The sequence below is a fragment of the Mesorhizobium sp. RCAM 05099 genome (assembly GCF_059683685.1).
Genome location: NZ_JCASJC010000002.1, coordinates 34,165 through 46,441 on the forward strand (window position 1 = coordinate 34,165; position 12,277 = coordinate 46,441).

A 12,277-nucleotide genomic window follows, 5' to 3' on the forward strand; every position below is an offset into this window, starting at 1 on the left:
TTGCGATGGCAGCCTATACGCTTGTCAAGCGTCGTATTGCTCGAGGCCGGCCGGAGCGCCACTGGAGTGACACCACCATCCTTGATGGCCAGCGATCATGTCGAACGCCAGTCTGCGTCCGGCCCGCGACTATCCCACCTTGGGGCCAAAGCCGAAGCTTCGTCCAAAACGAAGGCATCGTCGTCTTGGCAAATGGAACCAGATCTGCCGCGCAACGTCATAGAAGCAGCTTCCCGTCTGTGATGCCGGAGTAACATCGATGATCAGGATCGTTCTTGGCCTAGCCGCTTTGTTCATTATCATGGGCGACGCCGAGACGGCGAGACTGGACATGGTCGCCATCAATAATGCTCAATTTGGCGAACGCGAGCCGAAAGGCATCGACGCCACGGTGGTAAAAGCGCAGATCCTTTTGGATCGCTCACGTTTCTCGCCGGGCTTGATCGATGGGCGCGGAGGAGAGAATTTTAACAAGGCGCTCCGTGCATTTCAGGCTGCTAACGGACTCAGTGCCGATGGCACGCTGACCCGAGAGACTTGGGACAAGCTAGTAGCAACCTCCTCGCGCCCCGCCCTGGTTCCCTACGACCTGACTCGCGAGGATGTGCAGGGGCCGTTTGCCAAGCGAATTCCGGCGCGCATGGAACGGATGGCCCAACTGCATAGGCTCGGTTATCAAAATGCAGTGGAAAAGATGGCGGAGCGCTTCCATACCAGCGAGCAACTGCTTGAAAGGCTCAATCCCGGCATCGGCTTCAGGAAGGCCGGCCAGAAATTGCTGGTGCCTGACGTCGGCCGAGGCGACCCGCCCGGAGGTATTGCGAACGTCGAGGTTGACAAGAGCGCTCGTCTGGTTCGTGTGCTTAACTCGGACGGCAAAGTGCTTGCGGCATATCCCGCGTCGATCGGGAGCCAGGAAAAGCCGGCGCCGAGCGGGCTGGCTGTGGTGAATCGGGTGGTCCACAACCCGACCTATCATTACAATCCAGATTTCCACTTCAAAGGGGTTAGAACAAACCGGCCCTTCACAATCGCTGCCGGACCGAACAATCCGGTGGGATCGGTCTGGATCGATTTGTCCATCAACGGTTACGGCATTCACGGGACTGCTGACCCAGGCAAGATTGGAAAGAGCTTCTCCCATGGATGTATCAGACTGACCAATTGGGATGCCGAAGATCTCGCCTCCGAGGTGCAAAAAGGCACAAAGGTCATTTTCAAGGACGAAACCGAGGAGGCACTTGACGATGGAGCTAAGTAGGACGCTGCAGGCTTCCTGGCCGCCTCGTGATTTCAGCAGTGACCAGCGAGTTTGCGGATCGCCGCGCAGGTGAAGCCGACTGAAAAGTATAACCCAGATCCGCCGCCCTGCATTCCTAAAGGGGTCTCCCAAGCCGCGCCGGACGCATGTCGCGTACGGTTAAGAGCGGTTGGAACATTGTGGTCGCTTGGAGCTTACTTTCGCGCGGCAGCTTCTCTCCACCCGAGGTGAGCCAAAATGTCAGTAGTAGGATTCGCACTGGTCTATTTTTTCGGCTTTTCAGTCGAAGATTTTGTTGCAGGGATTGTCCCGCTGCTCGTGTGCCTCGTCTTTTTCAATTTGGTATTGAGATACAATCCGAATCCCTAGCGGCAGGGTACGCTGAAATCGATGAAGGGCGGAAGGCCTCTACCGGACGCTTTCGCGTGGACTGTAGACTCCCCCGGTTTGCCTGAGTAGCCGATGGCGATCATTGCGGCACTGTCGGCGCAGCAAGACCGTTATCTTGTGTCCTGATCGAAGTTCTTCGTTCCTCATTCGAGGCAATCAAAAAGGAAGACCACTCATGCCAACGACCGAAGCAGCTTCACCCAAAGGCTTGGGAACTGTTCGACCGGGGCGCGGCTACTCTCTTGCGAGACAACTCGGCTGGCTCCGGGCGTGACGACTCGGCCGGTGGAGGCGTTCAGTCGGGCTAATCGACGTCCGGACTGTACGCTCTGAACCAAGGCCAATGCGGGATTGCTCTCATTCGGCGGGCGCTAGCTGTGGCAGTGGCGCCACCGAGATCGCCAGAGTGACCGACGGGAGCAAACCATCACCGGCAGCCTCGCGTCGGTCATTTCCAATGCTTCAGCGTTCTGGCGGCGCGGAAATCCTGTTAGGCGTGCCTCGCGCCTCGGCGGATCAACGGAACAATGGATAAAATTGTGCGTTTTGGATTGAACAACGGAGCAACGAAATGATGCGAAAATGCGCTATTGCTATAGCCCTGTTCAGTCAGTTGCCCACCTCGGCGTTTGCCGCCACGGAATATTGGGTGGCGAAAGACGCGGTCTCCAAGCAGTGCGAGGTCGTCACGAAGAAGCCCGACGGAACCCTGGTCATCGACCTTTCGAAAATCACTTACAAAACCGAGGCGGAGGCGAATGACGCGATGAAGAAAATGCCAAGCTGCAAAAAATAGTTATCTTCGAAGGTCGAGCTGATCGGCGCGATCCATAGGAGCCATTTTGGACATTCCTCCTCACGCTGAGGATTGGGTTCGCCCGCTTCGGGGAGCATACTCGTCCGGGTCACAAGGCTGCCTCTACCTCATGTATCTCCCGGGACGCATTCATTGCCTGTCGCCCTCTGGGGCTCGACTCCGACCGTATGGTCCCGCCCGCGTCACTGACGTCGGGCTAACCAGGCTAGGTCGGGGTTCGCACCGTTCCCGGGCAAATATTCAGCCCCTATTGGGCGTGCCCAGCCCAGTTCTGCAATGCGCGCCAGGACATAGTCGTAGTCGAGTTCGCCATGATCCGGCGTACTGCGATCAGGTACCGATGCGATCTGGATATGGCCTATAAGCGGCAGCAAAGCCGCGAGGCGCCGCGTCACGTCGCCCTCCATGATCTGGACGTGATAGCAATCGAACATCAGCCTCAAGTTCGGCTTGTCGACTTCACGGATGACGTCCAGGGCCTGCGCCGTCGTGCTCAGGAAATAACCCGGTGCATTGTAGTGGTTCAGTGGCTCGATCAGGACCGTGACGGCATCACCTGCCGCTTCACAGGCATAGACAAGGTTTTCGCAGAACGCGGCTCGGGCGCGCGGCCCGCTCGAGTTCCCGGCCATGACATGGACGGCCGACGCCGAAATGTCGGACGCATAGGCAAGTGCTTCGTCAATGGCGCTGCGTGCCGCCGTCTGCCGACCCGGCAGGGCCGCCAAGCCATTCTCTCCGCGGGCGACGTCACCACGCCGCGTGTTGAGCCCGAGCATCGAGAGGCCAGTCTCCTCCAGAGCCGCTTTCGTGACGGCTGCGGGCACGTCGAAGGGCCAATGGCATTCGACGGCGTCGAACCCTGCCGCCTTGGCAGCCCGAATGGCATCTGGAAGCGGACGGTCGGCCCACAGGAAGCCCAGGTTGGCCGAGAACCTCATGCATCCCACTCGACGTTGAACGTGCTCACGACATCGCGAAGTTGCGCTGTCGTGAGCAGACGCGGATAAAGACCGCGTGTCAGCATCGCCAGGCGGGCTGTAGCTTCCAGTTCCTCAATCGCATTACAGGCCGCCTCGACGTCTTTTCCCGCCACGACTGGCCCGTGGCTGGCAAGCATGACGGCCGAACGCTTGCCGGCGAGCCCGCGCACCGCGGCTCCCATGGCCGGGTCGCCGGGGCGGAAGAACGGGAGGAGCTTGACGCGGCCGAGCTGCATCACGGCATACGGCGTGAGCGGTGGCAAGAAATCGTCCTCATCGGGGTTCGAGATCATCGACAAAGCGACCGCGTGACAGCTGTGCAAATGAACGACCGCGCGCGTTTGGGTCCGGGTATCGTAGAAGGCGCTGTGGAGCGGCATTTCCTTGGTGGGCGGGTCCCCGTCGATATGTCGACCTGCCGCGTCAAAACAGCTCAGACGGGCCGGATCGAGCCGGCCGAAACTGGTGCCGGTGGGGGATACCAACAATCTACCTTCGGTCGTACGGGCGGAGATGTTTCCTGTCGAGCCGTGGGTTAGCCCACGATCGAACATCGACTTCGCCAACGCGCACATCTGTTCCCGAAGGCGGGCTTCCTCGGTCATGATTCCAGGGTCTCCAGCGCATGGCTAAAAAAGGTTTCGCCGCCGAAATTTCCCGACTTCAGCGTGATGGCAACCGGATGTCCACCCGATCGCGCAAAGCACCACGGTACGCCAGGGGCGATCTCCTTGCCGATATCGAGCTTGGCTATGCCAAGCGCCTTGGTAATTGCCCCGGATGTCTCGCCGCCAGCGACGACAAAGCGACGCGTCCCGAGGTCGCGAGCCTTCACAGCACAGGCGGCAAGCGCCTGCTCGACCAGCATGCTGGCGCGTTCAACGCCAAGCCTTTCCTGCGCCGTCCGGACAACGTCCGGCGCGGCCGTTGCATAGATGATGGGGCTCGCAGCCGGCGCCTGTCTTGACAGCCAGTCGAGCAGCTTGTCGGGGCCATGTTCATCAAGATCGAGAGGATCCAGTCGAAGGCTGGGCTGTCCGCTTGCCACGTAGGCCGACACTTGGCGGTTGGTCATAGCCGAACAGCTACCCGACAGCACGATCGCAGCGCCCTTGTCGGCTCTCAGTTTTTCGCCCGCATGGTCCCGCGGCAGGAGACCCTCGTTCAGCCAAATCTGGGGCAGGAACATTGCCACCGCGCTGCCGCCAGTCAGGAGCGTCATGTCGTGACAGGCTAGGTCGATAGCGTGAAGATCGTCATTGGCTACCGCGTCGACAACCACGTGGGCGATGCCATCGGAATCGAGCTGGGCAAGCTTGTCGCGTATCGCTTGCGGCCCTTTCGCGACGATAAGCCGATTCACCAGCCCGACGGCCGCGGTGACCTGCGGCTGCAGCAGACGCATGAGGTTTGAATCATTCATCGGCGTCAGCGGATGATCCTTCATCGGACTTTCGGCGAGAGGTTGTTCGCCGACGAACAGATTGCCCATGAAAATCGAGCGGCCGTTTTCGGGGAAGGCAGGGCAATAGATGGTCTGGCTTACGACTAGCGCCTTCATGAGCGCTTCGGCAACGGGGCCGATATTGCCTTGCCTCGTGGAATCGAATGTGGAGCAGTACTTCCAGAAAAACCGCTTGGCCCCAGCCCGACGAAGCCAGGCCAGCGCGGCAAGGCTGTCAGCCACGGCTTCGTTGACGGGAGCGGTCCTGCTTTTGAGAGCAATGATCTCGATCGCCGCGGTGTCGGCAGGCTGATCTGCCGGCACGCCCATGCGCAAAGAGACGGGCGCGCCGGAGCGCGCGAGGAGGCCTGCCAAATCGGTCGCGCCAGTGAAATCGTCTGCTATTGCGCCAAAGAATGTGGTCATGCCGTCGTCCGTCGTTCCAGCCTGAGGCTGATTAGTTCAGTGTGCGTCTGGCAGCTTCAGACCCGCGTTGCGGGCGTAGACTTTGGCAACGGCAGCATCGTCTTCGCGTCCCAGGCCCATGCCTGATGCGGCGACGAACTGCTGCAAGGCAGCCGCGGTTATAGGCGCGGCGAACTTTGAATTCCGCGCGACGTCGAGCACGATGCCAAGATCCTTGGGCCAGATATCGATGGCGGAGCGTGGGGTATAATCGCCATCAACTACATGCGGTGCCCGGTTTTCCAGCATCCAGCTGGTTCCCGCGCAAACGGGGATCACTTCGAGAAAGGTGTCCGGGGTGATCCCCTGGGTCATGCCGAAGGTGATCGCTTCCGCCATCGCCGCGATGTGGATGCCAGCCAGCATCTGGTTGACCGCTTTCATTGCCGATCCGGCACCAGCATTGTTCCCAAGTTCGAAAACCTTTTCGGCCATGGCGTCCAGTGCCGGGCGAGCCGCCGCGAAGGCGTCCGGTGCGCCAGAGCCCATAACAGAGAGCTTGCCCTCGGCCGCCTTGACCGATCCACCCGAAATGGGAGCGTCGAGGAATAACACCCCGCGTGCCGCGCACCGGTCGGCAGCACTGCGCGCATAATCTGGTGCAACCGTCACGCACATGATCACGACTGCACCCGGGGCAAGCCGAGGAGCCAGTCCCTGCTCGCCGAACAGCACCGTCTCGGTTTGTGCTGCGTTCAAGACCACGACGACGACCGCATTCAGTGCAGGCGCGGCGGACAGGACGTCCCTATTCGACCCGCCTTCGGCACGCAGACGCGTCACCGCGTCAGCATTGACATCGGCTCCATAAACGTCGTGGCCCGAGCGAAGCAGTGACATGGCAATGCCGTACCCCATCGAGCCGAGCCCAATTACGCCGATTTTCATAGCCGGTGACCTGCTTCGTTGTCGATTGGTGAAGTGTTGGACCCACGGATCGCCGCGATCACTGCGGCGGTGACGTCACGGGTCGTCGCTTTCCCGCCAGCGTCTGGCGTGGCCAATCCTGCCGCACAAACGTCCTCGATGGCTCTCATCAGGAGAGAGGCAGCGTCCATTTCGCCGAGATGCTCCAGCATGAGGCAGGCTGACCAGAACGTGGCGATCGGATTGGCGATCCCCTTCCCCGCGATATCAAAGGCGGAGCCATGGATGGGTTCGAACATGGAGGGAAACCGGCGTTCCGGATTGATGTTCGCGGTCGGGGCAATGCCAATGCTGCCTGCGAGGGCCCCGGCCAAATCGGAGAGTATGTCCGCATGCAGGTTTGTCGCTACGATGGTATCCAGACTTTCGGGATGCAGCGTCATGCGGACGGTCATGGCGTCGACCAGCATCTTGTCCCAGGCCACATCCGGAAACTCCAGGGCGACCTCCGCCGCGATCTCGTCCCACATCACCATGCCGTACCGCTGGGCATTCGACTTGGTTACGACAGTAAGCAGTTTGCGGTAACGAGATTGCGCCAGTCGGAATGCGTAGCGCATAATGCGCGTAACGCCCACGCGGGTGAAGATGGCGACCTCGGTTGCCACCTCCTCCGGCATACCCCGGTGGACGCGTCCGCCATGGCCCGAATATTCACCCTCCGAATTCTCGCGGACGATCACCCAGTCGAGATCTCCAGGACCCTTCCCTGACAATGGAGCGGAGATGCCGGGTAGAATTCGCGTCGGGCGAACATTCGCGTACTGGTCAAAACCCTGGCAGATCGCCAGGCGAAGGCCCCAAAGAGTGATATGGTCAGGAACATCCGGTGCGCCGACGGCGCCGAAATAAATCGCATCATAGGCTTTGAGCTGTTCAAGCCCGTCGTCGGGCATCATCTCCCCGTGAGCCTTATAATGGTCCGACCCCCAATCATAGCGCGTAACGTCGAGGCGAAAGTCGCCTGCCCGCTGGCTCAACGCAATGAGAACCTCGAGCCCCGCATCGATGACTTCCGGCCCAATGCCATCGGCTGCGATGGCGGCAATCGCGTATCTTCGCATCACCTCGCCCTGTATTCGACCTTGGGTATAGAGGCCGCCTCTTCCTCGAAACCGCAGACCGATCTCACCTCCAGGGCTTCGTCAAGCCCGAGTTTCCCCATCGAACGATCAATATCGGACTGCTTGTACCTGCCCTTGGGCGTCGCCGAAATGGTCGACGCGCCGTTGAAGGAGATCCGCCCTCCGCGCAATGTAGCCCTTCTGCGATCGCGACCGAATGTGTAGCACCAAGGTCCTCGGGACTGGCGATTTGCGACGTCTCCTTCGCGGTGGAATATGGAACCACTGCCAGCACCGGGCCAAAGATATGGCGCGTAATTTGACAATTCTGTTGTCGTCCAACGGCAGAAATCCAGGAGGCGCACGCGGCATGTTTCCACGCCAAGCCGAACCATTTCACCGTGGTATGGGAAAGACAAGGTGTTTTGCAGCCGACAGCCTGGATGAGAAGGTGAGTTTCTGGACAAACAGCCATCGGCTTTTGCCAGCGAATTGCAGCAATTATGCGCCGGAGTGGATTCGCCGGCAGTGGCGCGGAAATTCATCGAGCGCGCTTGCAATCGACCCTACACCTTTCGGCGATGGTCCTTCATGCCGATGCGCTGTGGCTCTTGCTTCAGGGTGAGCGCATGCTTCGGGTCAGCCAGCACAGCGCGCGTCCCCCGAGCCATGCTGGTCAGGCCCAGCGGCCATCGCTGCTAGTCCCCTACACGACCCAAGCCGCTGGGCCGTTCCGAAAACGCTCCCATCAGCGCTTGGCCTTCGGCGTGATCTCTGTCTGCGCCTCTCGTCTGATGCTCCGCAATCGTGGCGCGGCCTTCCTTTTGCTTTTAGCAAGCAAGGCCGATGCGATCACCGGGCTCGATCGTTGATCACAATCCCGCTTCCTAGAATCCTAACGCTTGCATAGTCTCCATGATCGCCGCCGTCAGGATGGATCGTGCGATTGGTTGAGGACTTCATACGTCGCTGGCACAGGAGCCACCCTGCGCGCAATTGCGCGCTCCATGCTCTCGCAAACCAAGCTTCAATCAAGAGAGGGACGTGACAGACTCGACCGACGGTCCGGATCGTGGCGTCTTGCTCTCTTCAGCCATCACCAGCAATGCCTCAAGCGTTACCGCGATACCCGACATCAGCGCGGAAATATCGGTATTGCCGCCGGGCAACGCGAGCTCGGCAGCCCTGGTTTGCATGCTGACGCTGAGTTCCCTCAATTTTAGGCGCAGATCATCGTCCATGACATTCCTCCAATTGGCTGGAGGCCTAACGCTGTTATCGGCGACCAGTTCCTTTAATGGCTCAGCCTGGGGAGGGGGCACCAGTTCTCGGTCAGCAGTTGGAACTGCATCGGGCAGCCGGCTTCTGGCTTTCAACCGCAGTTGTTGCCCATTTGGCGGATCGGTACAAAGACGCCGCCGAGTCTTGAGTCGAGAACGCTGTTGCCGTTCTCCCAAGCCGCGGCGTCACGGATAAGACGGTTTTTGAAGACCAATTGAGCGATGCCTTGGGCGTGTCAGCGTGCGATTTGGCGGCTCACGCCGATGCCACATCCCATGGGGTTCGGTGGGCTCGACAGTGACCGAGTCACCCTTGTCCGCGACCCTTCAGATCGGACCAACGCTGCGGCGTTCGAGTTGCGCCGATGTGAGAAGCGGTTCGCCCTTTCGCGCCGTCGTTCGATTCATTCCTTCGCTTCGACATAACCGTCGGCGCGGTGTCGGTCGCAACCCGCGTTCCGACAGCGGCTGCTCGAAAACGTCATTGCTGCCGGGCAGCCATCATCATTCCGTCTTACGGGCGAACGCCCAGACCATGAGCGGGTATTCTTCGTCATTGCTCAAGTCGCGCCACAGGCCGTAGGCACGCACGGGTCCGCCGATATGGGCCCTGGCGCAGGCCTTGTTGCCCCAGCCATGGACCTTGACTTTGGCTTCGGGAAAGCCGCCCTCGACCATCAGCTGTTTGAGGCCGGCGGGCGTCCATCTGTTGTAGTCGTGCGGCCTGGCATGCACCCGAAACAGGAAGGGCGTCGCCACCATCGCCCAGCCTCCGGGCCTGGTCATTGCATGAATATTCTGTGCCGCCGCGATCGGCCGCTGCACATGTTCCAATACCTGGTCGGCGATGACGATCGAATATTGCTCTTCGGTGCGGTCCTTGCAGATGTCGAAATCGGGGAAGTCGACCGACCTGTAATTGGGGCACAGCGCCCGCCAAGAGCGGTTCCAGCCGGGAGAGATTTCGATCACATCGGAGGCTTTGCGGTTCGCCGCTTCGAGAAAGAGCGTGAACGCCTCGATCTGGCGAATGCGCAGCCAGTTGCGGGAATCGTAGCCAAGCAGGCGCTTGGCCACCTGTTTGCCGCGGTTTCTCAGGGTGCCGGCAAGGCTTGTCATTATTACATCGACCTCCTGCGAGGCCCACCGCGTCATCCTTATAGCGTTGAGAGATGCGCAAAAGATGACATCGTTGCGATGCTTTGCGTCGGCGCCTGCCTCAGTGCGACGATGCCGCGACAGGCGACGCCATCCGGCTACGTCCCCTTCTCCAGCGACGGGAGAAAGGGACGATGTACCGCCTCTGCCTAATAGTTGCCGTTGTAGTAGCGGTCGTCGCAAGGCGCGGTGTAGATGCGGCCGTAGCGGTCCTGGTAGCGGCACAGCTGTTGGCCGCGGCGCTGCGGGGTGGTGGCTGAGCCGACGACGGCGCCGAGCAGGGCGCCGCTGGCCGCGCCGATGACCGTGCTCTTGGTGTTGCCGCCGATGGCCTGGCCGACGAGGGCGCCGCCGGCGCCGCCGATCAGCGCGCCAGTGGTGGCACGCTGCTGGCCTTCGGTCTGCGTCTCGCAGCCTGCAAGGGCCGCGGTCATGAGGACGGCCAAAATCGCTTTCTTGATGATCATCTGAAGAACCTCCTTTTGAGGCCACGCGGGCCGATACCCAGCCAAGTGCGGTTGCATTGCGGCGGAACGGCGGCGTTCTTTCTCACGAAGTGAATCATGGTTTCTCGGGCGTTGATGGGGGATTCAGGCAGAGTTTCGTTTCTTGTCTTACAGCGCCATGTTCAAACATGGCACCATTCGACGCAAAGTGATCGCGGCATCGCTGTTGCCGTTGCGCCTCGTTTAGGGCTGAGCGCCCCGGCCAGTGTAGGCTGATCAACCAGCAAGGAGCCCACCCGGTATTGACCTGAGGTTGCGTCTCGTTGACCGCCACGGGCATATAAACCGCGCTTGCTCCGAAGGGCCTTCAAACTGAACTGATCGGGTACCATCACCACGACCCGGACTGGGTTCGTGGCGAATTCCCCGCCTCGCCCCGTGATGGCGTCAAAGCGAGTCCCGGCGGCGCATCAGGGATTCCGACGGCTCCTGCGGCAGTGTTTGTCTGGTATCTGGTGATCGCCGGCCCCCAGAGTGGGTTGGTTGGCGAGCATATTCGACGTGCGCGAACAACGCGTCGCAGCAATCGGCGAATACCAGAAGCAGCCAATGCCATCAGGGTGCCGATGCAGTGCGTGCCTGGCGCCTCGCCCTTCCTTGAAAACGGCTCTGCGAGTAGGCATCACCCTCCGAACACCTTGGCCTGCGAAGCGTTTGAGCAGATGCTGCTCGTGACGGCCTGACCAAGCCTGAAAGTGGCCGCCAGCAACCATCCAGCTTCCATACCTCGAGATTCGGGTAGGGCCTCAGCGACGCCGCCATGATCGTACGATTGAAGCCCTAGATTTGAAGATGAGACAGCACCGAGCTTCTTTGTCGCTGGACCTTTTTCACCTGTCGCCCCTGGTCGAAAGGAGAGGGTTTGCTTGCCGCAAGGGAGCGGTGAACAAGCCCTATCGGCGCAGGAAGGGAGGTGGCTGCGCCGATGTGGTGAGCAGCTGCCGGTCATATGTTGCACCGTAAAACAAGTGCGATAGAACTTGATCGCCACCGCTAGCATCGAAGCAAGCAACCAGCGCGCTTGACCAACACCCCGGCCTATCAGCTGCCCCCCGCTATCCGCGAACAACGATGCAAAGCTCCCTCATCCGCGCAGCGCTTTGGGTAGCACCACTGCGTTTTAGCCATCAGCCTTTGGTCTGACATGACCTCAGACAAAAGCCCACGCCTGGAACATTTTCAGGTTTCTTAGGTTCGTTTGACCGGGCGCCTGACGATCCTGTCGGTGCCAGGTCTAGAACAGGAGGAAGTCATGAAAATGCATCTTAGCGGAGCTGCCGCGGGGTTCCTGCTCCTCGCAGGTATCGGCGCCGCCGCCGCCGAAGACGTCATTATCCAGCCCGAACAGGATACGGTCATCCGTGAATATGTGAAGAAGCAGCCGCTAGCCTCGATAAAGCTTCCCGGTGTGGAGCTCAATGTCGGCTCACCCCTGCCCGACACTGTCGAGCTTCATGAAGTTCCGAATGTCAAGTACCGCTACGTCGTGATCGACAACCGCACGGTTCTTGTGGACCCGGGCACCCACAAAATCGTCAAGGTCTACGACTGACTACCTTCAGCCTGAAGAGCCCGTCGCCCTGAGGGCGACGGGCTGGCAATGAAATGGATGAGCGTTACGATGTCCGAGCCCGAGGTCCTAAAATCCCACGTCTTGGAGGCGCGCGTTGACGAGCTCAAGACCAAATTGCAGAGAGCCTGCATTACCGAGGGCGAAATGAGGATCTTCCAGAAGATCGCGGCCATTATGGAGGACGGTCAGGGCCACATTGATGGCGACGACCTGATTGCGGCGTCGTTCCTCACGGATGCTCTGTCGTACCGGCAGACGCCTTGAGCCGACCATGCCTACAATCTGCAGACTTTTTGCCTCCCGGACGCAAGCAGCCATTGTCGCGGCCATCTGGTAGCGCCGGAGCGGTTCGCGTTCAGATTGCGGTCATCGGACCGTACAATGACGAAATGGAAATCTCCGGAAGGTC

13 protein-coding genes are annotated in these 12,277 nt (G+C 60.2%); 4 read left to right on the plus strand and 9 right to left on the minus strand.

The features are described from left to right. The first annotated feature begins 259 nt into the window (after positions 1 to 259). Entirely contained in the window at positions 260 to 1,261 is a 1,002-nt protein-coding gene (locus tag AC56QQ_RS34890; RefSeq protein WP_497129551.1) for a L,D-transpeptidase family protein, read from the plus strand. Positions 1,262 to 2,222: 961 nt separating this feature from the next. Continuing rightward, positions 2,223 to 2,447 (plus strand): hypothetical protein, encoded by a 225-nt coding sequence (locus AC56QQ_RS34895; RefSeq protein ID WP_497129553.1) that lies wholly within the window; start codon positions 2,223 to 2,225, stop codon positions 2,445 to 2,447. Between the two features lie 203 nt (positions 2,448 to 2,650). Here the strand turns inward: AC56QQ_RS34895 and AC56QQ_RS34900 are convergent, their stop codons facing one another. From AC56QQ_RS34900 to AC56QQ_RS34940, 9 genes are all read right to left on the minus strand, one after another. After that, positions 2,651 to 3,409, minus strand: a complete 759-nt coding sequence (locus AC56QQ_RS34900) for a hydroxypyruvate isomerase family protein (protein ID WP_497129555.1) — start codon at positions 3,407 to 3,409, stop codon at positions 2,651 to 2,653. Next, positions 3,406 to 4,056 carry a 3-oxo-tetronate 4-phosphate decarboxylase gene (gene otnC, locus AC56QQ_RS34905; RefSeq protein ID WP_489863877.1) on the minus strand — a complete coding sequence of 217 codons (651 nt, stop codon included), beginning with the start codon at positions 4,054 to 4,056 and terminating at the stop codon, positions 3,406 to 3,408. Before otnC ends, AC56QQ_RS34900 begins: the two co-directional genes overlap by 4 nt. Beyond that, on the minus strand, positions 4,053 to 5,321 hold the full coding sequence (gene otnK, locus AC56QQ_RS34910) for a 3-oxo-tetronate kinase (RefSeq protein ID WP_497129557.1): 1,269 nt from the start codon (positions 5,319 to 5,321) through the stop codon (positions 4,053 to 4,055). The genes otnC and otnK overlap by 4 nt, the downstream gene beginning before the upstream one ends. Before the next feature lie 36 nt (positions 5,322 to 5,357). Beyond that, positions 5,358 to 6,248, minus strand: coding sequence for an L-threonate dehydrogenase (gene ltnD / locus AC56QQ_RS34915; protein WP_497129559.1), 891 nt, complete (start codon positions 6,246 to 6,248; stop codon positions 5,358 to 5,360). Further along, positions 6,245 to 7,351 carry a tartrate dehydrogenase gene (locus tag AC56QQ_RS34920; RefSeq protein WP_497129561.1) on the minus strand — a complete coding sequence of 369 codons (1,107 nt, stop codon included), beginning with the start codon at positions 7,349 to 7,351 and terminating at the stop codon, positions 6,245 to 6,247. Before AC56QQ_RS34920 ends, ltnD begins: the two co-directional genes overlap by 4 nt. Further along, the gene (locus tag AC56QQ_RS34925) at positions 7,351 to 7,542 is read right to left on the minus strand and encodes a hypothetical protein (RefSeq protein WP_497129563.1); all 192 of its coding nucleotides are present in this window, start codon (positions 7,540 to 7,542) and stop codon (positions 7,351 to 7,353) included. Before AC56QQ_RS34925 ends, AC56QQ_RS34920 begins: the two co-directional genes overlap by 1 nt. Before the next feature lie 840 nt (positions 7,543 to 8,382). After that, positions 8,383 to 8,592, minus strand: a complete 210-nt coding sequence (locus AC56QQ_RS34930; protein WP_497129565.1) for a hypothetical protein — start codon at positions 8,590 to 8,592, stop codon at positions 8,383 to 8,385. 543 nt (positions 8,593 to 9,135) lie between these two features. Beyond that, on the minus strand, positions 9,136 to 9,750 hold the full coding sequence (locus tag AC56QQ_RS34935; RefSeq protein WP_497129567.1) for a methyltransferase domain-containing protein: 615 nt from the start codon (positions 9,748 to 9,750) through the stop codon (positions 9,136 to 9,138). A gap of 188 nt (positions 9,751 to 9,938) precedes the next feature. Further along, complete coding sequence (locus tag AC56QQ_RS34940) at positions 9,939 to 10,256, minus strand: YMGG-like glycine zipper-containing protein (RefSeq protein ID WP_497129569.1); 318 nt, start codon at positions 10,254 to 10,256, stop codon at positions 9,939 to 9,941. Between the two features lie 1,291 nt (positions 10,257 to 11,547). Between AC56QQ_RS34940 and AC56QQ_RS34945 the strand changes: the two genes are divergently transcribed. Together AC56QQ_RS34945 and AC56QQ_RS34950 are read left to right on the plus strand one after the other, a co-directional pair. Beyond that, positions 11,548 to 11,847, plus strand: a complete 300-nt coding sequence (locus AC56QQ_RS34945) for a DUF1236 domain-containing protein (RefSeq protein WP_489863869.1) — start codon at positions 11,548 to 11,550, stop codon at positions 11,845 to 11,847. A gap of 69 nt (positions 11,848 to 11,916) precedes the next feature. Beyond that, on the plus strand, positions 11,917 to 12,132 hold the full coding sequence (locus AC56QQ_RS34950; protein WP_497129571.1) for a hypothetical protein: 216 nt from the start codon (positions 11,917 to 11,919) through the stop codon (positions 12,130 to 12,132). The last annotated feature ends 145 nt before the right edge of the window (positions 12,133 to 12,277 follow it).

Bases quoted from the DNA above. Each gene is read 5' to 3' on its own strand.
- AC56QQ_RS34890 (WP_497129551.1), top strand. From the start codon at position 260: ATGATCAGGATCGTTCTTGGCCTAGCCGCTTTGTTCATTATCATGGGC.
- AC56QQ_RS34895 (WP_497129553.1), top strand. From the start codon at position 2,223: ATGATGCGAAAATGCGCTATTGCTATAGCCCTGTTCAGTCAGTTGCCC.
- AC56QQ_RS34900 (WP_497129555.1), bottom strand. From the start codon at position 3,409: ATGAGGTTCTCGGCCAACCTGGGCTTCCTGTGGGCCGACCGTCCGCTT.
- otnC (WP_489863877.1), bottom strand. From the start codon at position 4,056: ATGACCGAGGAAGCCCGCCTTCGGGAACAGATGTGCGCGTTGGCGAAG.
- otnK (WP_497129557.1), bottom strand. From the start codon at position 5,321: ATGACCACATTCTTTGGCGCAATAGCAGACGATTTCACTGGCGCGACC.
- ltnD (WP_497129559.1), bottom strand. From the start codon at position 6,248: ATGAAAATCGGCGTAATTGGGCTCGGCTCGATGGGGTACGGCATTGCC.
- AC56QQ_RS34920 (WP_497129561.1), bottom strand. From the start codon at position 7,351: ATGCGAAGATACGCGATTGCCGCCATCGCAGCCGATGGCATTGGGCCG.
- AC56QQ_RS34930 (WP_497129565.1), bottom strand. From the start codon at position 8,592: ATGGACGATGATCTGCGCCTAAAATTGAGGGAACTCAGCGTCAGCATG.
- AC56QQ_RS34935 (WP_497129567.1), bottom strand. From the start codon at position 9,750: ATGACAAGCCTTGCCGGCACCCTGAGAAACCGCGGCAAACAGGTGGCC.
- AC56QQ_RS34940 (WP_497129569.1), bottom strand. From the start codon at position 10,256: ATGATCATCAAGAAAGCGATTTTGGCCGTCCTCATGACCGCGGCCCTT.
- AC56QQ_RS34945 (WP_489863869.1), top strand. From the start codon at position 11,548: ATGAAAATGCATCTTAGCGGAGCTGCCGCGGGGTTCCTGCTCCTCGCA.
- AC56QQ_RS34950 (WP_497129571.1), top strand. From the start codon at position 11,917: ATGTCCGAGCCCGAGGTCCTAAAATCCCACGTCTTGGAGGCGCGCGTT.